Consider the following 18,737-nt stretch of genomic DNA (forward strand, 5'->3'; position numbering starts at 1 on the left):
CCGGGGCCCGCGATGACCGCGGGCTACCGGACGACCGTAGCCGCGCGCGGTCGGCACGGCTTCTTGGCAGATTCACTCGCCCGGGTCAACCCGCGGCAGCACCGCGCCGAGCTGCGCTTCGGGGTGCCGGAGAACCGCGACCGCTGGGTGGGCTGCGACGAGTTCCTGCGCACCCCCGGCGCCTTCGACCAGTGGCGCGACGGCCTGGCGGGCTGGCTGCGGGACAAGTACTCGGATTCGCCCGATCGGACCACCGCGGGCTACGTGATGACCTGGTACCTGTGGGTCCCCGGCTACCTGGCGGGCCTGATGTTCCACCACGAGCGCCGCATCCCGTCGCTGCGCCCGGCCGACCTGGCGTTCCGGATGGCCGAGCCGAGGCCGCACCCGGACGCCATCGCCGTGCTGTCCCCCCGCTTCGTCTGCCTGCCCGACGACCCGGCCGCCGGGGTGCCGGAGGCCACCGTGGTGCCCGACGAGCAGGCGCTGGCGGCGCTGCTGCGGGGTCGGTTCGCGGCGCACGCCGCGCGCTTCGTCGAGGTGTACGGGCCGCAGGTGCGGTTGGGCAAGCGGATGCTGTGGGCGGCGGCGACCGACGTGCTGGACAGCTCGCTGTGGCTGGCTGGCCGCTACGGCGGCACCGAGGACGACGGCGTGCTCGACGCGGCGCTGGTGCTCGGGGACGGGCCCGCGCCGTTCACCTCGGGGTCGACGCTGCGCCCGGCGGCCGAGAGCGGCGGGTGGACCAGGCGGCGGGAGAGCTGCTGCTTCCACTACCTGCTCGCCGAGGGCCAGGGGACCTGCGAGTCCTGCCCCCGGCTGCGCCCCAGGGCCGAACCGGCCTAGCCAAAGCCAGAACGATTCCGCCCCGATTCCCGCCGGAATCGCCGAGTGGGAATCACCAACCCGCCGACCACAATTGCCAGTGGGCGACCGGCGGGCGTTAACAAAAGATCAACGAACGCGCAAGAGGCTGCCGTCCCGATCCGGGCGGCAGCCTCTTATGCGCGCAGCGGCCTCGCTCAGGCCTGCTCGTTGTAAGCGTCGAGAACCTCGGTCGGGATTCGACCCCGGTCCGACACCTTCATGCCCTGCTTGCGGGCCCACTCGCGAATCGCTTGGTTCTGCTCGCGATCGGCGGTAGCGGTGCGCGGTCGACCGGTCACCACCTTGCCGGGAACCCGCTTGCGACCACCGGAACGGCGGGCGCGGTCGACGAAGTCGGCGAGTATGTCGCGCAACTTCTCCGCGTTGTCCGCGGAGAGGTCGATCTGGTAGGCCGCGCCGTCGAGGCCGAACTCGACGGTCTCATCGCCCTGCGAACCGTCGAGGTCGTCGACCAGCGATACCGTGACCTTCTGCACCATCGCGCCTCCTCCGGCGTGGAACTGCCTGCTCCCGCTGGGTCGCCGCGCCGCGCGGTGGCGGCGCACAACCCTGGCCCAGCGAACCGACTCGACGGTGAGCAACAGCGACTGGGAGAAATACTTGCCTGGGGCAGGCTAGCGCAAATCCGGCGGATTGCGTTAGTGCTCGATACCCGAACGGGTCATTCCGGGCGGACCAGCGGGAACAGGATCGTCTCCCGGATGCCGAGACCGGTGAGCGCCATCAACAGGCGATCAACACCCATTCCCACCCCACCCGAGGGAGGCATTCCGTACTCCAGCGCTCGCAGAAAGTCCTCATCGACGCGCATCGCCTCGTCATCACCGGCGGCACCCAGTCGCGACTGATCCTCCAGCCGTTCCCGTTCCACCACCGGGTCCACCAGTTCGGAGTAACCGGTGGCGAGCTCGAAACCGCGCACGTACAGATCCCACTTTTCCGCGACACCGGGCTCGGTGCGGTGCTGGCGGGTCAGCGGCGAGGTCTCCACCGGGAAATCGCGCACGAACGTCGGCGCGTACAGGTCGTTGCCGACCAGGTGTTCCCAGAGTTCCTCGATGAGCTTGCCGTGCCCGTGCTTCGGGTCGACCTCCAGCTCGCGGTCGGCGGCGTGCTTGCGCAGCAGCTCGACCGGGGTCTGCGGGGTGATCTCGGTGCCGAGCGCCTCCGACAGCGAGCCGTACATGGTCAGCGTGGTCCACTCGCCGGACAGGTCGTACTCGCTGCCGTCGGCCAGCGTGACGACCTGGGTGCCGAAGGCGGCGTCGGCGGCCTCCTGGATCAGCTGCCGGGTCATCACCGCGTTGGTGTCGTAGGTGGCGTAGGCCTCGTAGTACTCGAGCATCGCGAACTCGGGCGAGTGCGAGGAGTCGCTGCCCTCGTTGCGGAAGTTGCGGTTGATCTCGAAGACCTTCTCCAGGCCGCCGACCACGCACCGCTTGAGGTAGAGCTCCGGGGCGATGCGCAGGAAGAGGTCCATGTCCATCGCGTTGGACGTGGTGACGAACGGCCGGGCGGTGGCGCCGCCGTGCATGGTCTGCAGCATCGGGGTCTCGACCTCGATGAACCCGCGGTTGTGGAAGCTCTCGCGCAGCGACCGGACCACGGCGGCCCGGCTGCGCACGGTGTCACGCGCACGCGGGCGCAGGATCAGGTCGACGTAGCGCTGCCGGATCCGGGTCTCCTCGGCCAGCTCCTTGTGCGCGACCGGCAGCGGGCGCAGCGACTTGGCCGCGAGCTGCCACGAGTCGGCGAGGACCGAGAGCTCACCGCGGCGGGAGGTGATGACCTCACCGGCGATGAACACGTGGTCACCGAGGTCGACGTCGGACTTCCACGCGGTCAGCGCGTCCTCGCCGACGTTGTTGAGGCTGAGCATGGCCTGCAGCTCGGTGCCGTCGCCCTCGCGCAGCGTGGCGAAGCACAGCTTGCCGGTGTTGCGCACGAACATCACCCGGCCGGTGACGCCGACCTTGTCCCCGGTCGCCGTGTCCGACGGCAGGTCCGGGTAGGCGGCGCGCACCTCGGCGAGGGAGTGCGTGCGCGGCAGCTCGACGGGGTAGGGATCGACGCCACCGGCGAGCAGCCGGGCGCGCTTCTCGCGCCGGACGCGCATCTGTTCGGGCAGGTCTTCGCCGGTAGCGGGGTCCGCGGGCAGCTCGTCGGTCACGCAGGGAAGGGTACGGAGACCGCCGGTGGCGACCCAAACGGGTATCCGGACCCGCTGTGGATACGGTTGGTCCATGCAGGATCCCGAGATGTTCGCCAAGCGTGCCGCGTCGTTCGGGAGCAACGCGGTCGCCTACGCACGGCACCGACCGCGCTACCCCGACGCGGCCGTCGAGTGGGTCGTCGGCGACCACACCCGAGTGCTGGACCTGGCGGCGGGCACCGGCAAGCTCACCGAGACGCTGCTGGAGTTCGCCCTGGAGGTCACCGCCGTCGAGCCGGACGACCTGATGCGCGCCGAGCTGACCCGGCTGCTGCCGGACGTGCCCGCGCTCAAGGGCACCGCCGAGGCCATCCCGTTCCCGGACGCCTCGTTCGACGTGGTCATCACCGGCCAGGCGTTCCACTGGTTCAACACCCCCGAGGCGCTGACCGAGATCACCCGGGTGCTGCGCCCCGGCGGGGTGTTCGGCGCGCTGTGGAACCACGACGACCTGTCGGTGCCGTGGCTGGCCGAGGTCAACGAGCTGACCCGGTCGAGCGTCGGCGACCTGCAGGGCCTCGACGACCGCACGCCGCGCCACGAGCTGCTCGGCGCGGCCGAGGAGCAGACCTGGAACCACGCGCAGCGCCGCACGGTCGAATCCATGCTCGCCAGCCTCGGCACGCAGTCGCACCTGCTGGTGATCGACGCCGCGGAGCGGGCGAGCATCTTCGACAAGATCCGCACCTACCTGTGGTCGCGCCCGGAGACCTCGCAGGGCGAATTCGACCGGCCGATGATCACCACGGCGGTGCGGGCGACCAAGCGCTAGCGGCGGTTGCGCTCGAAGACCAGGCGCAGGCCGAGCAGGGTCAGCTCCGGCAGGTGGTGGTCGACGGTCTCGGCCTCGTCCACCACCAGCGGCGCCAGCCCGCCGGTCGCGATGGTGGTGACCGGGCCGTCGTGGCCGGTGCGGGCGAGCTCGGCGGTGATCCGCCGGACCAGGCCGTCGACCTGGCCCGCGAAGCCGTACATGATCCCGGACTGCAGGCACTCGACGGTGTTCTTGCCGATCACCGAGCGCGGCCGGACCATCTCGACCTTGCGCAGCGCGGCGGCGCGGGCGGCGAGGGCGTCGACGGAGATCTCGATGCCCGGCATGAACACCCCGCCGAGGAACTCGCCCTTGGCCGAGATGACGTCGATGTTGGTCGACGTGCCGAAGTCGACCACCACGCAGGCGGTGCTGTGCAGGTGGTGGGCGGCCAGGGTGTTGATGATCCGGTCCGCGCCCACCTCCTTGGGGTTGTCCACCAGCAGCGGCACCCCGGTGCGCACCCCGGGCTCGACGATCACCCGGTGCACCCGCGGGTAGTAGCCGCTGAGCATGGCCCGCAGCTCGCGCAGCACGGCGGGCACCGTGGACAGCGCCGCGATGCCGGTGATGTTGTCGGCGTGCGGGCCGAGCAGGCCGCGCATGGACATGGCCAACTCGTCCGCCGTCATCCTGGCGTCGGTCCGCATCCGCCAGTCGCGCACCAGGTCCTCGCCGTTGTGCACGCCCAGCGCGATGTTGGTGTTGCCGACGTCGATGGTGAGCAGCACGTCAGCTCTCGGCGGCGAGCAGGGCGTCGAGCTTGGCCGCGTCGACGGTCTCGGCGGGCGGTTCGGCGGTCACCGCGCCGCTGAGCAGGCCGGAGTCGGCCGGGGCGTGCGCGGCGTCGGCACCGAGGTGCACGACCTTGTTGTCCGCGTCGACGAAGACGACCTTCGGCTCGAACACGGCGGCCTCCGCGGTGTCCATCACGCCGTAGGCGATCAGGATGACCAGGTCACCGGGGTGCACCAGGTGCGCGGCGGCCCCGTTGATGCCGATCACGCCGCTGTCGCGCTCGCCCTCGATGACGTAGGTCTCCAGGCGGGCGCCGTTGGTGACGTCGACGATGGCGACCTTCTCCCCCGGCAGCAGGTCGGCGGCCTCGAGCAGCACCGGGTCGACGGTGACCGAGCCGACGTAGTGCAGGTCCGCCTGGGTGACGGTGGCCCGGTGGATCTTGGACTTGAGCATCGTGCGCAGCATCGCGGACCTCTCCTATCCGTGCGTTCCGAGTTCGCCGCCGCCGAGGTGCAGCGCGACGTTGTCGATGAGCCGGGTGCCGCCGATCTTGGCGGCCACCAGCAGCCGGGCCTCGCCCTGGTCGGGGGCCGCGCCGAGGTCGGGGCCGCGCAGCGCGAGGTAGTCGATCTCGAGTTCGGGGGTGCCCACCAGCACCGCTTCGGCCGCGGCGAGCACGGCCTGAGAGCCCTGGGCACCGGCGTGCGCGCCCGCGGTCAACGCGGCGGACAGCGCGGTCGCGGCGGTGCGCTGCGCGTCGTCGAGGTAGGCGTTGCGGGAGGACTTGGCCAGCCCGTCGCGCTCGCGGACCGTCGGGATCCCGATGACGTGCGGGTCCATGTCCAGGTCGCGGACCATCTTCTTGATCAGCGTGAGCTGCTGGAAGTCCTTCTCGCCGAACAGCGCGTAATCCGGGCGGACGATGTTGAACAGCTTCGCCACCACGGTCAGCACGCCCGCGAAGTGCCCCGGCCGGACCGCGCCCTCGAGCTCGTCGCCGAGCGGTCCGGGGTGGACGGTGACCTGCGCGCCCTCCGGGTACAGCGCCGCGCGCTCGGGGGTGAACACCAGCTCGGCCCGCTCCGCCGCGCAGACCTCCAGGTCGGCCTCCAGCGGGCGCGGGTAGCGCTCGAAGTCCTCACCGGCGCCGAACTGCAGCGGGTTGACGAAGATCGAGACCACCAGCACGGTGTTCGGGATCCGGCGCGCGCGGCTCATCAGCTCGCGGTGGCCCTCGTGCAGCGCGCCCATGGTGGGAACGAACGCGATCTTGCGGCCGGTCGCGCGCAGCGCCCGGGTGGTCTTGGCCAGCTCCTCCGGGGAGGTGTGCAGGTGCAGCTGTCCGGGGGTGAAGCTGGGCTTCGCCTTCATGGGGTCTCTTCCTCGATCGCGGCGGTGACGTCCGGCGCCAGGTCCGGCCGCAGCAGGCCTGCCTCGGTGGCGCGGCCGACGGTGCGCATGGCCAGTGCGCGGTAGGCGGGGAGCATGTGCGGCGCCTGCTCGGCGAGCACCCGCACGTGCCGCGCGACGGTGCCCGCGTCGCCCCTGGCCACCGGGCCGGTGAGGGCGCGGTCGCCGTGGCGCAGCGCGTTGTCCAGCGCGGCGGACAGCAGCGGGGCGAGCAGCCGCTCCGGGGTGGCCACCCCGGAGTCGCGCAGCAGGTCGACGCATTCGCCGACCAGGGTGACCAGGTGGTTCGCGCCGTGCGCGAGGGCCGTGTGGTAGAGCGGGCGGGCAGCGGCGGGTACCCGGACCGGCTCGGCGCCCATCTCCACGACCAGCGCCTCGGCGACGTTCCAGGCGACCTCGTCGCCGTCGGCGGCGGTCACGCCGAAGCTGCACGCGGCGATGCGGTGTAGGTCCTCCTCGCGGCCGGTGAAGGTCATCACCGGGTGCAGCGCGAGGCCGAGCGCGCCGTGCTCGACGGCCGGGTCCAGGACCTCGACGCCGTGCGCGCCGCAGGTGTGCACCACGATCTGGCCCTTGCGCAGCGCCCCGGCCGCGGCCAGGCCGCGGACCATGCCGGGCAGCGCGTCGTCGGGGATGGCCAGGAGCACGAGGTCCGCGACGGCGGCGACCTGGTCCGGCGGGAGGATGGCGGCGTCGGGCAGCAACTGCTCGGCGCGGCGCAGCGAGTCGCGGGAGACAGCGGAGACGGCGGTCACGGTGTGGCCCGCTCGGGTCAACGCGGCACCGAGGACGGCACCGACCCGACCGGCGGACACGACCCCGACGGACAACCGCGCGGGCCTGCTCATGACGAGTGGCCGAACGTGCAGGACATGGCGGACACCGCTCCCTGACCTCGTTCCAGTCCCGCATCGGCGCGGGTACCAGACGACACACCGAGAGTAGCCGCCGGTGCGAGCGGCCGTGCTGGGCGGGTGACGCGCTTCACCGGGTCGCGCGCGCCACATCCACGGCGACGCGGCGGGACTCGCGGACGATGCCGATGAGCCGCGCCTCCCGCTCCGCCGCGCGGGGACCGGCGGTGCCCACGGCCATGGCGTGCCAGTGGAAGGCCAGCTCGCTGACCGCGCCCTGGTACCGCTCGACCGCCTGCGCCGCCGCGCCGCCAGCCTGGGAGCGGACCTGCGCGCGCCACCTCTTGCGGCCCTTGAGGCTGGCCAGCAGGTCCACTTCGGACAGCACGATCAGCCCGGCGTCGACCATGGCGGGCAGGCCGTCGCTGACCACGCGCTGCTCCCGCTTGCGCTGCCAGTGCACAAAGTACACGACCGCGCCGAACACCGGGACCATCACCAGGAAGTACACGCTCAGGAAGGTGTCCGCGTTCCCCAGCGTGGCGGTCGTGTTCCACAGCGCGTGCAGCACGACGGCGGCGAGGTAGCCCAGCAGCGGCGCGAACAGCCGGGTGCGCTTCGAGGTGGACCTGGCCGCGATGCCGACCCCGATGCCGATCATGACCGTGAACAGCGGGTGGGTGAACGGCGAGAGGACACCGCGCAGGATGAACGCGGCGAGCACACCGGGCGAGGTGCTGTCGCCGAAGCCGTACTCGGCGAACGCGCGGCCGAAGTAGTAGATGTTCTCGGTGAAGGCGAACCCGGCGGCGACCAGTCCGGCGTAGACGATGCCGTCGACGACCCCGTCGAACTCCTCGCGCAGGAACAGCAGGATGCCCAGCACGAACGCGCCCTTGACGCCCTCCTCGAACAGCGGCGCGGACACCATCGCGCTGATCTTGTCGCCCTGGCCCTTGCCGAGCAGCAGGTCGCCGACCGCCTCGGCGGTGTTGTTGATCAGCAGCGCGGTGATCGCCGCGACGCAGGCGCCCCAGGCGAAGGCCAGCCACAGCAGCCGGGCCGGTTCCGGCTCCCACCGGTCCACCCAGAGGAACGCGGCCACCACCGGACCGACCGGCAGCAGCGCGCCAGCGACGCCGACCAGCTCCGCGACCAGCCCCACTCTCGCGTAGCTGAGCCCGAGCAGGGTCAACCCGCAGCCCGCGAGGACGACCAAGCCCGCCATCGGAACCAGAACCGTCAACCGGCGCGGCAGATGCCGTCGCGGAACCCCGTCAGACACGACAAGCGATCATAGGGTCAACCCGGACACGGCCCGGCGGTCAGTCCTCACCGCGGCGTCGGTGGCGGCGCGGGGCAGCGGCGGTGCCGTGCGCGGCGAGCAGCTCGCTGACCGACTTGCCCGACGAGTGCGACCCGGTGTCTTCCTGCGGTTCCTCGGCGGCGATGGTCTCGTGCCAGGTGGGCGCGCCCTCGGCCCTGCGCCGCCTGCCACCGGAGTCCTCGTCGGCGTGCTGGGCGTTGACCGGGGGGAACGTGCCGGTCAGCGCGCGCCTGCGGCCACCGGGATCGGGGGCGGGCGTCATGGCGACCTCGGTTCGCTCGGCCGCGCGGGGCCGCTGGACCGCACCAGGTGTGGGCATGTCGCGCATGGCTCCCGGCGTGGGCTGGGCCTCACGAGCGACCGGCTGGCGCCGGGGCGGCTCAGCGGCCTGCTGGCGGGTAGCGGTCTGTTGACGGGTGGAGGTCTGCTGGCCGGGGTCGCGGCGCACGGGGCTCTGCGCGGTGGCGTCCCGTCGAGGAGCTTCCTGGGGGCCTGGCGGCGGTGTGGCCGGATCACGCCGGGCCACACCGTTGGGTACGTGGGTGCCGGCGCGGAAATCCTTGCTGGCTTCCGGCCCAGCGGTTCCATTGCGCGCGCCCGCGTGGCGGACCGGCTCGAACTCCTGGCTCACGTCGGGGCGGGCACCAGGGCGTGCGGGGCCGTGGCCGCCGTTGCTCCCACCGGTGCCGGGCCCGCCGTTGCGGGTCTGGTTGAACTCCTGGCTCACGTCGGGGCTAGGGGCACCGTTGCGCGCCGGACCGTGCACACGAGCGGCAGCGAACTCCTGGCTGACGCCTGCGCCCGGTGCGCCGTTGCGCGCGGCGCCATGACGCACTGGCTCGAACTCCTGGCTCGCGTCCGGGCCGGGGGCACCGTTGAGGCCGGGGGCGGCACTGGTGCGGACGGGCGGGACTGGTCGCCCCTGGGTGGCCGCGCGGACCGGCTCGAGGTTCTGGCTGACCTCCGGGCCCGGCGCACCGGTGCGCACCGGTGCCTGGCCAGGGCGGACGGGCTCGAACTCCTGGCTGACCTGAGGGCCGGGGCGCTGCGCCACGGCACGACCGCGGGGGTCCGCGGCACCGTTGCGGGCCGGACCCTGCACCACGGCGTCTCGGCGGACTGGTTCGAACTCCTGGCTCGCCTCGGGCGCGCCCGCGCGCACGGGGGCCTGTGCGCCCTCGTGCCGGACCGGGGCGAACTCCTCTCGGCGCACGCCAGCGGGGGCGGCTGCCTGCTCGCGGCTGGCCTGCTTGATCCGGTTCTGCGCCGGGATCGGGGCGCCCTGCCGCGTCGACTCCCAGGACGGCGTCCAGTCCGGGTCGATGCGGTCGGGGTCCTCGTCGCGGACCCACTGGTTGCGGGAGACCCGGCCGATGAGCTGGGTCTCGGGTTCACCGGCCGCGGTGATGTGCCGGACCGGGTTGCCCGGCCTGGCGGCGATGGCGCCCTCGGCGAGGCCGCGCATGCGGGTGGCCTCGGCGTGCAGCGCGAATCGCTCGACGAGCACCTCGCCACCGAGCAGGGCCTCCAGGCTCTGCCGCAGGTGGTGCAGTTCCTCGCGCAGCGCGCTGAGGTCGTCGGAGGTCTCCGCCTCGACCTTGCGCCGCGTGGTGGCCTCGACCTCCAGCTCGAACTCGCGCCGGGCGGCGACCTCACGCTCCAGCTCGAGCTCGTAGACGCGCTGCTGCTCGGCGACCTCGTCCGACCGGTCGGCGACCTGCCTGCGGTAGCGGGCAGCGAGGAAGGCCCCGGCTAGCGCGGCCCACAGCGCCGCGACGACGCCGAGCCGCATCCACCGCAGCGAGTCGCTGAGCACCAGCACCGCGGTCGAGGCCAGGGCCAGGGCTAAAGCGGCGAGCAGCAGGGCGCGCGCGGCGGTGGCGCCCTGCGCGGTGGGGTCGGTGCGGCCCGTCATGGTGCCTACCGTACCCGTCCGTTATCTCAGCGAGATCAAATGGCGGGCAGGATGTTTACCTGATCGGGTCCCGTCGCTGGTCATCGCGGTCGGGCGGGGTGCGGCAGCAGTGTTCCAACCACAACGCCGCACCGATGAGCGCGGCGGCGCACCCCAGGCCGATCACCGCGCTGACGACGTCGTGCTTCGCGGCGGCCACCTGACCGCTGTCCGGGAGGACATATCCCAGGACACCGAGCCAGGCGCCGACCATGATGGCACCGAGCAAAGAGGACGCTTTCGCCAACGCGACGGCCCGCGCGGCGGTCAGCGCCTGCACCGGTTTGCCGTTCCCCTTGATCCGGTCGCGCAAGCCGAAGCCGAACAAGGCCTCGACCACAGCGAGCACCAATAGGGTGATTCCGGCGAGCTGCGGCAACGGGGGCAGGTCGCCGTAGAGCAACCGCAGTGCCAAGTAGACGACGACGGCGCCGATCAGCCCGGCGAGGACAAGATCGCGAGCCGTGGTGAACCTCATCGCAGCTCCAAGTCGTCTCGCCTACGCACGCCGCTGACGTCTAGACCCGCCAACAACGCGTCTGCCCTACCTCGCCCAGGTATGACCGCGTCCGGGTCTATGTCGAGCCACGGGATCAACACCGTGGCGCGCTCGTGGGTGCCCGGGTGCGGGAGGAGCAGGTCGGGCTCGGTGCTGATGACGTCGTCCACCACCACCACGTCCACATCCAACGTCCGTGGACCCCAACGCTGCTCTCGCACCCGTCCAGCCGCGTTCTCTAGAGCCTGACCGCGCCACAGCCACCCCCAGGCGTCCGTGACCGCGTCCTCCACCACACACACGGCGTTGAGGAAGTCAGGCTGGTCTGTCACTCCCCATGCGGCTGTCTCGTACACCGGCGACACAGCGACTAGAGCGTTCGCGAGCCCGTCCACGGCGATGCGCAGGTTGGCCAACCGGTCCCCCAGGTTGGACCCGAGCGAGAGGACAGCGCGGCTCATCGGCGGCGCGAGCGGCGCACGGTGACCGCGACGTCGGCGAAGCTGAGCGGGATGGGCGCGCTGGGCTTGTGGACGGTGACCTCCACGGCGTGCACCCGCTGGTCGGCCATCTCACCGTCCGCGATCTCGGTGGCCACCGTCTCGATGAGGTCCCGCGACGGCCCGCCGATGACAGCCGCCGCGCGCTCGGCCAGTTCGCCGTAGTGGACGGTGTGCTTGAGGTCGTCGGTCGCCGCGGCTTCCCGCAGGTCGATCCACAGCGTGATGTCGACCACGAAGTCCTGCCCGTCGCGCTTCTCGTGCGCGAACACGCCGTGGTTGCCGCGCACGCGCAGCCCGGTGAGGGTGATCCGGTCGGTCATCGGTCTCCTGTCGTCGACCCGGCCACGGCCGTCATCGCCGCCGCGACCGCGACCGCGTCCAACGAGCGCCGCACGTCGTGCACCCGCACCCCCCACGCCCCCGCTGCCGCCACGAGGGCCGACACCGCGGCGGTGGCGTCCTCGCGACCGCGCGGCGGCCGTGGCGCGCCTTCGTCGTCGGCGAGCAGCTTCCCCAGGAACCTCTTGCGCGAAACCCCCACCAGGACCGGGAACCCCAGGTCGAGCAGGGCGTCGAGATCACGCAGCAGCGCCCAGTTGTGGTCGCTGTTCTTGGCGAACCCGATGCCCGGGTCGATCGCGATGGCCTGCTCGGCGACGCCTGCGGTCAGCGCGGCGTCGATCCGGGCCAGCAGCTCGGCGCGGACCTCGGCGACCACGTCGGTGTACTCGGCGAGCGCGTCCATGTCCCTGCTGTGCCCGCGCCAGTGCATCAGGATCCACGGCACCCCGGTCTCGGCGGCGACCCTGGCCATGTCGGTGTCGGCCAACCCACCGGAGACGTCGTTGATCACCACCGCGCCCGCGGCCACGGCGGCCTCGGCGACCCGCGCCCGCGTGGTGTCCACACTGACCCGCACGCCCGCGGCCGCCAGCTCCTTGATCACCGGGACCACCCTGGCGATCTCGGTCTCGGCGTCCACCCGCTTCGCGCCCGGTCTCGTCGACTCGCCGCCGACGTCGACCAGGTCGGCTCCGCTGTGCCAGATCCGCACGCCGTGCTCGATCGCGTCGTCGACGTGCAGGTAGCGGCCCCCGTCGGAGAACGAGTCGGGCGTCACGTTGAGCACGCCGACCACCGCGCACCGACCAGGAGAGGGCAGCAGGGTCACCGGCTGCGCCCGTTGATCAGCTGGATGGCCTCGGCACGGGTGGACGGCGAGCTCTTGAGCAAGCCCCGCAGCGCGGAGGTCGTGGTGCGCGCGCCCGGCTTGCGGATGCCGCGCATGGCCATGCACAGGTGCTCGGCCTCGATGACCACGATCACCCCGCGCGGCTGCAGCTTGCGCATCAGCGCGTCGGCGACCTGCGAGGTGAGCCGCTCCTGCACCTGCGGCCGCTTCGCGTAGAGGTCGACCAGCCTGGCCAGTTTGGACAGTCCGGTGACGCTGCCCTTCTCGTTCGGGATGTAGCCGACGTGGGCGTGGCCGTGGAAGGGCACCAGGTGGTGCTCGCAGTTGTGCGTCAGGTGCCCGCCGATGAGGAACGTCGGGTGCGGGTCGCAGGTGAAGCTGTAGACGGTCGCCTCGGCGGCCACCGCGCGCACCGACTCCACGCGCACCCACTGGGACTGCCCGAGCGTGGTCGTGCGCTCGTCCCTGGCGAAACCGTGGCGCAGCAGCCAGCCTGCGTCACCGGCAGGCGCACCGGCGGTGACGAGTTCCCTGGCGGGGGCCGCGATCCCGGTCCACTCCACATGGGACCCGGCGACGTCCTTGGCCTCGGCCCAACCGTTCGGCGTGGCCAGCGGGTGGTCGGCGGTGACGGTGAACACACCGGCGGACGTCGTGACCGCCACCAGCTCCCGCGACTGCTTCGCGGTGACGCCGATCACGGTCGTCTCCACCCGGCGACCGTCCACCAGGGTCCACAGAGGATCACCGACCCGCACGTCCTGCGCGGCGCGGGGGCCGCCGACGGCGTCCACCGGCTGCCCGTGCGGCACGCAGGTCGAGTACATCGGGATGTCGGTGACCAGGACGAGTTCGTCGTGGCTCTCGTCGAAAGTCTTGTCCAGCACCGCGTCCGGCTCGGTGTAGAGCCCGGCGAACAGCTCCGCGTAGGCGCGGGCCACCCGGGCGGGCGTCTCGAGCAGACCCTCGCGGTCGGGGTCCTCGCCGCAGGCCAGCAGCAGTTCGCGGATCGCCTTCTCCGCGCGGTCCTGGTCGAAAGCCGGGGTCGGGACGTCCTCGCGAACGCTGAACGTCCCGACCCGGTCACGGCTCGTTGTCATCGGTACCTCCGCCATCGTCGCGGCACAACGCCGCCACCATCGCATCAGGAACCGTTGGCGCGCCCACCGGAGTCCTGATCCCGATTCGTGGGATCGGCGGGCTGCTCGCCCTGCTGCTGTTGCTGTTGCGCGTCGTTGCGGCGCTCGCCCCACGACGGCTGCCACGACTCGTGCGGACCGGACGGCCGGGTGGGGCCGGTCGCCGGGGTCCACCCGGGCGGGGCGCCGTAGTGCGGCGGACCCGCGTGCCTGCCGCTCTGCTGCCCGTACGGCGGCTGGGCGCCGTAGGGCGGTGGCTGCGAACCGTAGGGCGGCGGGCTGCCGTAGGGCGGCGGCGCGCCGTTGGGGGCGGCGCCGTTGCTCGGGGGCAGTTCCGGGTTCGTCCTCGGCGGACCGCCGGGCAGGTCGCCCGCGCCGGGGATGGCGCCGACCGGGGTCGGCACCGGCTCGCGCGGGAGGTCCTCCGGCCAGGTCTCGCCGCGTTCGATGGCCTGCTCGCGGCGGGTCTTGATCGGCGGCTTGTCCGAGGGGGTGCGCTCGCCGAAGTCGTTGAACGCGGTGATCCTCGGCCGCTTCTCCACCTTGGAGAAGATCCGCTCCAGGTCCTTGCGGGTGAGCGTCTCCTTCTCCAGCAGCTCCACGACCAGGTCGTCGAGCACGTCGCGGTAGGTGTTGAGCACGTCCCACGCCTCGGTGTGCGCCGCCTCGATGAGCTTGCGCACCTCCTCGTCGATCTCGTGCGCGACCTCGAGCGAGTAGTCCGCGCCGTGGCCCATCGAGCGGCCGAGGAACGGGTCGCCCTGCTCCTGGCCGTAGCGGACCGCGCCGAGGCGGGCGCTCATGCCGTACTCGGTGACCATCGCCTTGGCGATCTTGGTTGCCTGGTCGATATCGCTGGAGGCACCGGTGGTCGGCTCGTGGAACACCAGTTCCTCGGCCGAGCGGCCGCCGAGCGCGAACACCAGCCTGGCGATCATCTCCGAGCGGGTCATCAGCTGCTTGTCGTCCTCGGGGACGACGAGCGCGTGCCCGCCGGTGCGGCCGCGGGGCAGGATCGTCAGCTTGTACACCGGCTCCAGGTCCGGCATCGCCCACGCGGCGAGGGCGTGGCCGCCCTCGTGGTAGGCGGTGATCTTCTTCTCCTTGTCGGAGATGATCCGGCTCTTGCGCGCGGGACCACCGATCACCCGGTCGACCGACTCCTCGAGCGCGGCCGCGGTGATCAGCGACCCGTTCTGCCGCGCGGTGAGCAGCGCGGCCTCGTTGAGCACGTTGGCCAGGTCGGCGCCGGACATGCCGACGGTGCGCTTGGCCAGGCTCTCCAGGTCGGCGTCCTGGGCCATCGGCTTGCCCTTGGAGTGCACCTGCAGGATCTTCTTGCGGCCGGTCAGGTCGGGCGCCGACACCGGGATCTGCCGGTCGAACCGGCCGGGGCGCAGCAGCGCCGGGTCCAGGATGTCGGGCCGGTTGGTGGCCGCGATCAGGATGATGCCGCCGCGCGCGTCGAAGCCGTCCATCTCGACCAGCAGCTGGTTGAGGGTCTGCTCGCGCTCGTCGTGACCGCCGCCGAGGCCCGCGCCGCGCTGGCGGCCGACCGCGTCGATCTCGTCGACGAAGATGATGCACGGCGCGTTCTGCTTGGCCTGCTCGAACAGGTCGCGGACCCGGGAGGCGCCGACACCGACGAACATCTCCACGAAGTCCGAGCCGGAGATCGAGTAGAACGGCACGCCTGCCTCACCGGCGACCGCCCTGGCCAGCAGGGTCTTGCCGGTCCCCGGCGGGCCGTAGAGCAGCACGCCCTTGGGGATCTTCGCGCCGAGCGCCTGGTAGCGCGCCGGGTTCTGCAGGAAGTCCTTGATCTCGTAGAGCTCTTCGACGGCCTCGTCGGCACCGGCGACGTCGCCGAAGGTGGTCTTGGGCATGTCCTTGGGCAACTGCTTGGCCTTCGACTTGCCGAAGTTGAGGACCCGGTTGCCGCCGCCCTGGACGTTGTTCATCATCCACATCAGCAGCAGCAACAGCAGCGCGAGCGGGATGAGGAAGATCAGGATCTGGGTGAGGAACGAGTCCTGGGTCACCGAGGTCTTGAACTCGGTGCCGGTCTTGGCGATCAGGGATTTGTAGATCTCCGAGGTCGCCCCGGCCGGGTACTGCGCCAGGATCTGCGTGACCTGCTGCCCGTCCTGGTCGATCGGGGCGTTGAGGGTCAGCTTGAGCTGCTGTTCCTTGTCACCGAGCTCGGCGGTCTTGACGTTGCCCGCCTGGATCTGCGCGATGGCCTTCGACGTGGGCACCGCGGTGTAGCCGCGGGTGTCGTCGAACAGCATGGTGAAGGCGAAATAGAGCAGCAACACCGCCAGGATCCACAGCAGCGGGTTGCGAAGCAGGCGCTTGCGGTCCATTCACTTACGGCCGCGAGGCGGCCTCCACCCTCCCTGACGTGCACTGAGGGCAATGACGACCCATTGCCCAGCCGGACGGGGCACACACTCCGGTCTCGCCAGAGTACCGTCCGCGTCGGCACCCACACCGGGCGAAGTGCCGGCTGGGTGCGCAACAGGGACAACGTGCCCGCGCCGGGCATGGTTCCCACGACTACCTGATCGGTCCAGTTCACCCGGCCCCGGATGGGGTCAGGACGTGTAGACCCTCGGGTCCAGGGTGCCGATGTAGGGCAGGTCGCGGTAGCGCTCGGCGAAGTCGAGGCCGTAGCCGACGACGAACTCGTTCGGGATCTCGAAGCCGATGTACTTGACCGGCACGTCGACCTTGATCGCGTCCGGCTTGCGCAGCAGGGTGCAGACCTCCAGCGACTTGGGGCCGCGCGAGGCGAGGTTCTTGAGCAGCCAGGACAGCGTCAGCCCGGAGTCGATGATGTCCTCGACGATGAGCACGTCGCGGCCCGCGATGTCGCGGTCGAGGTCCTTGAGGATCCGCACGACGCCGGACGACGAGGTCGCCGACCCGTAGGAGCTGACCGCCATGAACTCCAGCTGCACCGGGACCGGCAGCGCCCTGGCCAGGTCGGTCATGAACATGACCGCGCCCTTGAGGACCCCGACCAGCACCAGGTCCGAGCCGTTCTCCGGGTAGTCGTGCCCCACCTGCTTGGCGAGTTCGGCGATCTTCTCAGCCAACTGCTGCTCGGTGATCAGCACCGAGGCGATGTCGCCGTCGTACACGGTTCCCCTCTCAGACTTCCCGACCAGTGCACGTGAGCCTGCCACGTGCACGCCGAGCCACCAACCCGCCCGGCAGGGCGATGCCGCGCTGACCGTGCCAGTCGGACACCAGCGCGTCGGTGCCCCTGAGGTGGGCGTCCGTGAGTTCGGGTGCGCCCGCCCGGGTCAGCCAGGTGCGCAGCACGCGGCGGCGCACGGCTGGGTGAAGCGGGGTGAGTTCGGCCACGACCAAGTCGCCGCCTTCGGTAGCCCTGTCGTACGCCTCGGCGGCTATGGCGTCCAGCGCGGCCAGGTCGTCACGCAGTTGGGCGGCGGTCCTGGCGAGGGCCGCGCTAACGCCGCCCTGGAGGACGTCGTCGAGCAGCGGCAGCACCTCGTGGCGCAGGCGCACGCGGGTGAAGCGCGGGTCGGTGTTGTGCGGGTCCTGCCACGCGGTGATGCCCAGCGCGTCGCAGGCGGCCTGGGTGGTGGCCCTGGGGATGTCAAGCAGCGGGCGCGCCCACGGGTGGTCCAGCGGCCGCATCCCCGCGATCGAGCGCGGGCCCGAGCCCCGCCCGAGTCCGAGCAGGACCGTCTCGGCTTGGTCGTCGCGGGTGTGGCCGAGCAGCACCCACGAGTCGGCCGCGGCAGAGCGCAGTGCGGCGTAGCGGGCTCGGCGGGCGGCGGCTTCCAGGCCCCCTTTGCCGTCGACGACGACCGGGAGGGTGTGGACGTCATCGAGCCCGAGGCCGGTGAGGTGTTCGGCGGCGCGTGCGGCGGTGCGCGCTGATTCGGGTTGTAGACCGTGGTCGACGATCAGACCGACGACCGTCAGCCCTGCCTTGTGCCCAACGTGCGCCGCGGCGGCCGCGAGGGCGAGCGAGTCCGCGCCACCCGACACCGCGACGGCGATCCGGTCCGTTGGGCCTACCTGGTCAAGCAGGTCACGCACGGCCCGCCGGACGTCGGCGACGGCCGGGTGCGGCTTCCCCGTGCTCACGCGACGCGGCGGATCCAGGCGGCCGGGTCGCTCAACTCCGACCTCAGCGGCAACGTCTCCGGTGAGGTCCAGATGGCGTTGAACCTCTCCATGCCGACCTCGTCGACCACGTGCGCGGTGAACTTGGCGCCCACGGCGTACTGCTTCATCTTCGCGTCCACGCCCAAGAGGTTGCGCAGCACGCGGTCGAGCAACCCGCCGCCGCGCCTGCGCACGGTGAACCGCTCTCGGATCGTGGCCACGGTCGGTACGACTACCGGCCCGACCGCGTCCATGACGTGATCGGCGTGGCCCTCCAAGAGGGTCGAGATCGAGATAAGACGGTCGAACACCGCGCGCTGCTCGGGGGTCTGCAAGGCCTCCATGAGCCCGAGGGGCCCACCGGAGGCAGTGGGGTCTGGCTTGCTCCTGGCGCTACGCAGCAGGTCAGGCAGACGCGCGACGGCACCGTTGGCGCTGTCGTCGAGCCCTCCGAGGAACGCGGCCACCTGCTGCTGGAAGTAAGAGCGCAGCCACGGAACAGCGGTGAATTGCAGCCGGTGCGTGCACTCGTGCAGGCAGACCCACATCCGGAAATCCTCCGGCGGCACGTCCAACGCCTGGTGCGCGGCCACGATGTTCGGCGCAACCAGCAACAACCGGCCCGCCTCACCGCCGCCGAACGGGTCGTACTGGCCGAGGACCCGGCTGCTCAGGTACGCCAGCACCATCCCGGCCTGCACCCCGGCCGTCCCGGCGAGCACGCCCCCGACCACCCGGTTCGGGCGAACGGGCAGGGCGTCCGCAGTGAGCGCAGCGATGCTGTCGACGGCCGCCTCGACCCAGTGCACCCGGTCGACAACGTCACCGGGCAGCAGGGGCAGACCGGCGCCAAGACCGGTCACCTGGCGCACGTGCGACTCGGCCTCCGCGGTGACATCCCGCAGCCTGCGCACGGTGTGGTCGGCGACGTCCCTGGTCACCACCGGCCCGGGGCGGACCAGCCGCCGCGCCGTCGAGACCGCCAGATCCCAGTCGACCGGAGGGGCCCCACCGGTCGACTTCGCCACGTCCGCGCCGGTCGTGTTCACCTGGTCGAC

At 71.7% G+C, this 18,737-nt stretch carries 18 protein-coding genes and 2 pseudogenes; 2 read left to right on the forward strand and 18 right to left on the reverse strand.

Annotated features, from left to right (window positions below; translation table 11 throughout):
* Window positions 1-12: 12 nt before the first annotated feature.
* Window positions 13-846, forward strand: coding sequence for a (2Fe-2S)-binding protein (locus tag LV79_RS02975; protein ID WP_253831767.1), 834 nt, complete (start codon window positions 13-15; stop codon window positions 844-846).
* 176 nt (window positions 847-1,022) lie between these two features.
* Here the strand turns inward: LV79_RS02975 and LV79_RS02980 are convergent, their stop codons facing one another.
* Window positions 1,023-1,367, reverse strand: coding sequence for a histone-like nucleoid-structuring protein Lsr2 (locus LV79_RS02980; protein WP_253831769.1), 345 nt, complete (start codon window positions 1,365-1,367; stop codon window positions 1,023-1,025).
* A gap of 182 nt (window positions 1,368-1,549) precedes the next feature.
* Complete coding sequence (gene lysS, locus LV79_RS02985) at window positions 1,550-3,004, reverse strand: lysine--tRNA ligase (protein WP_253835731.1); 1,455 nt, start codon at window positions 3,002-3,004, stop codon at window positions 1,550-1,552.
* A gap of 127 nt (window positions 3,005-3,131) precedes the next feature.
* Here lysS and LV79_RS02990 point away from each other — a divergent pair, with 127 nt between their 5' ends.
* A complete protein-coding gene (locus tag LV79_RS02990) occupies window positions 3,132-3,872 on the forward strand; it encodes a class I SAM-dependent methyltransferase (RefSeq protein ID WP_253831771.1) in 741 nt (246 codons plus the stop codon).
* Here the strand turns inward: LV79_RS02990 and LV79_RS02995 are convergent.
* The 16 genes and pseudogenes from LV79_RS02995 to LV79_RS03070 form a co-directional block, all read right to left on the reverse strand.
* Window positions 3,869-4,645: a type III pantothenate kinase gene (locus tag LV79_RS02995; RefSeq protein WP_253831773.1), complete on the reverse strand. Its 777-nt coding sequence runs from the start codon at window positions 4,643-4,645 to the stop codon at window positions 3,869-3,871. The genes LV79_RS02990 and LV79_RS02995 overlap by 4 nt on opposite strands.
* 1 nt (window position 4,646) lies before the next feature.
* A complete protein-coding gene (gene panD, locus LV79_RS03000; RefSeq protein ID WP_253831775.1) occupies window positions 4,647-5,120 on the reverse strand; it encodes an aspartate 1-decarboxylase in 474 nt (157 codons plus the stop codon).
* A gap of 12 nt (window positions 5,121-5,132) precedes the next feature.
* On the reverse strand, window positions 5,133-6,026 hold the full coding sequence (gene panC, locus LV79_RS03005; RefSeq protein WP_253831777.1) for a pantoate--beta-alanine ligase: 894 nt from the start codon (window positions 6,024-6,026) through the stop codon (window positions 5,133-5,135).
* On the reverse strand, window positions 6,023-6,913 hold the full coding sequence (locus tag LV79_RS03010; RefSeq protein WP_253831779.1) for a Rossmann-like and DUF2520 domain-containing protein: 891 nt from the start codon (window positions 6,911-6,913) through the stop codon (window positions 6,023-6,025). The genes panC and LV79_RS03010 overlap by 4 nt, the downstream gene beginning before the upstream one ends.
* 136 nt (window positions 6,914-7,049) lie before the next feature.
* Entirely contained in the window at window positions 7,050-8,147 is a 1,098-nt protein-coding gene (locus tag LV79_RS03015) for a PrsW family intramembrane metalloprotease (RefSeq protein ID WP_253835733.1), read from the reverse strand.
* A 97-nt stretch (window positions 8,148-8,244) separates the two neighbouring features.
* On the reverse strand, window positions 8,245-10,161 hold the full coding sequence (locus LV79_RS03020) for a DUF6779 domain-containing protein (protein ID WP_253831780.1): 1,917 nt from the start codon (window positions 10,159-10,161) through the stop codon (window positions 8,245-8,247).
* Between the two features lie 55 nt (window positions 10,162-10,216).
* A complete protein-coding gene (locus LV79_RS03025; RefSeq protein ID WP_253831782.1) occupies window positions 10,217-10,678 on the reverse strand; it encodes a DUF3180 domain-containing protein in 462 nt (153 codons plus the stop codon).
* A complete protein-coding gene (gene folK / locus LV79_RS03030) occupies window positions 10,675-11,160 on the reverse strand; it encodes a 2-amino-4-hydroxy-6-hydroxymethyldihydropteridine diphosphokinase (RefSeq protein ID WP_253831784.1) in 486 nt (161 codons plus the stop codon). The genes LV79_RS03025 and folK overlap by 4 nt, the downstream gene beginning before the upstream one ends.
* Window positions 11,157-11,522: a dihydroneopterin aldolase gene (gene folB / locus LV79_RS03035; protein ID WP_253831787.1), complete on the reverse strand. Its 366-nt coding sequence runs from the start codon at window positions 11,520-11,522 to the stop codon at window positions 11,157-11,159. The genes folK and folB overlap by 4 nt, the downstream gene beginning before the upstream one ends.
* Window positions 11,519-12,373, reverse strand: coding sequence for a dihydropteroate synthase (folP, locus tag LV79_RS03040; protein ID WP_253831789.1), 855 nt, complete (start codon window positions 12,371-12,373; stop codon window positions 11,519-11,521). The genes folB and folP overlap by 4 nt, the downstream gene beginning before the upstream one ends.
* Window positions 12,370-12,717: pseudogene (gene folE, locus LV79_RS03045) on the reverse strand (GTP cyclohydrolase I); the annotation flags it as partial. The gene folP and the pseudogene folE, both read right to left, overlap by 4 nt.
* A gap of 489 nt (window positions 12,718-13,206) precedes the next feature.
* Window positions 13,207-13,539, reverse strand: a pseudogene (locus LV79_RS03050) (GTP cyclohydrolase I); the annotation flags it as partial.
* Window positions 13,539-15,899: an ATP-dependent zinc metalloprotease FtsH gene (ftsH, locus tag LV79_RS03055; protein WP_253831791.1), complete on the reverse strand. Its 2,361-nt coding sequence runs from the start codon at window positions 15,897-15,899 to the stop codon at window positions 13,539-13,541. The pseudogene LV79_RS03050 and the gene ftsH, both read right to left, overlap by 1 nt.
* A 231-nt stretch (window positions 15,900-16,130) precedes the next feature.
* Window positions 16,131-16,679: a hypoxanthine phosphoribosyltransferase gene (gene hpt / locus LV79_RS03060; protein WP_253831793.1), complete on the reverse strand. Its 549-nt coding sequence runs from the start codon at window positions 16,677-16,679 to the stop codon at window positions 16,131-16,133.
* Window positions 16,680-16,689: 10 nt separating this feature from the next.
* The gene (tilS, locus tag LV79_RS03065; RefSeq protein WP_253831795.1) at window positions 16,690-17,658 is read right to left on the reverse strand and encodes a tRNA lysidine(34) synthetase TilS; all 969 of its coding nucleotides are present in this window, start codon (window positions 17,656-17,658) and stop codon (window positions 16,690-16,692) included.
* Window positions 17,655-18,728: an Rv3626c family coenzyme F420 biosynthesis-associated protein gene (locus tag LV79_RS03070; protein WP_253831797.1), complete on the reverse strand. Its 1,074-nt coding sequence runs from the start codon at window positions 18,726-18,728 to the stop codon at window positions 17,655-17,657. Before LV79_RS03070 ends, tilS begins: the two co-directional genes overlap by 4 nt.
* Window positions 18,729-18,737: the final 9 nt, after the last annotated feature.

Origin of the sequence: Actinokineospora globicatena, from assembly GCF_024171945.1 — a bacterium.
GTDB lineage: Bacteria > Actinomycetota > Actinomycetes > Mycobacteriales > Pseudonocardiaceae > Actinokineospora > Actinokineospora globicatena.

What these genes read in the sequence shown, in the direction of transcription:
- folK (WP_253831784.1), bottom strand. Translation starts at nt 11,160, where the DNA reads ATGAGCCGCGCTGTCCTCTCGCTCGGGTCCAACCTGGGGGACCGGTTG.
- panC (WP_253831777.1), bottom strand. Translation starts at nt 6,026, where the DNA reads ATGAAGGCGAAGCCCAGCTTCACCCCCGGACAGCTGCACCTGCACACC.
- LV79_RS03010 (WP_253831779.1), bottom strand. Translation starts at nt 6,913, where the DNA reads ATGAGCAGGCCCGCGCGGTTGTCCGTCGGGGTCGTGTCCGCCGGTCGG.
- LV79_RS02975 (WP_253831767.1), top strand. Translation starts at nt 13, where the DNA reads ATGACCGCGGGCTACCGGACGACCGTAGCCGCGCGCGGTCGGCACGGC.
- LV79_RS02980 (WP_253831769.1), bottom strand. Translation starts at nt 1,367, where the DNA reads ATGGTGCAGAAGGTCACGGTATCGCTGGTCGACGACCTCGACGGTTCG.
- LV79_RS03020 (WP_253831780.1), bottom strand. Translation starts at nt 10,161, where the DNA reads ATGACGGGCCGCACCGACCCCACCGCGCAGGGCGCCACCGCCGCGCGC.
- ftsH (WP_253831791.1), bottom strand. Translation starts at nt 15,899, where the DNA reads ATGGACCGCAAGCGCCTGCTTCGCAACCCGCTGCTGTGGATCCTGGCG.
- folB (WP_253831787.1), bottom strand. Translation starts at nt 11,522, where the DNA reads ATGACCGACCGGATCACCCTCACCGGGCTGCGCGTGCGCGGCAACCAC.
- panD (WP_253831775.1), bottom strand. Translation starts at nt 5,120, where the DNA reads ATGCTGCGCACGATGCTCAAGTCCAAGATCCACCGGGCCACCGTCACC.
- LV79_RS02990 (WP_253831771.1), top strand. Translation starts at nt 3,132, where the DNA reads ATGCAGGATCCCGAGATGTTCGCCAAGCGTGCCGCGTCGTTCGGGAGC.
- LV79_RS03015 (WP_253835733.1), bottom strand. Translation starts at nt 8,147, where the DNA reads ATGGCGGGCTTGGTCGTCCTCGCGGGCTGCGGGTTGACCCTGCTCGGG.
- lysS (WP_253835731.1), bottom strand. Translation starts at nt 3,004, where the DNA reads ATGCGCGTCCGGCGCGAGAAGCGCGCCCGGCTGCTCGCCGGTGGCGTC.
- LV79_RS03025 (WP_253831782.1), bottom strand. Translation starts at nt 10,678, where the DNA reads ATGAGGTTCACCACGGCTCGCGATCTTGTCCTCGCCGGGCTGATCGGC.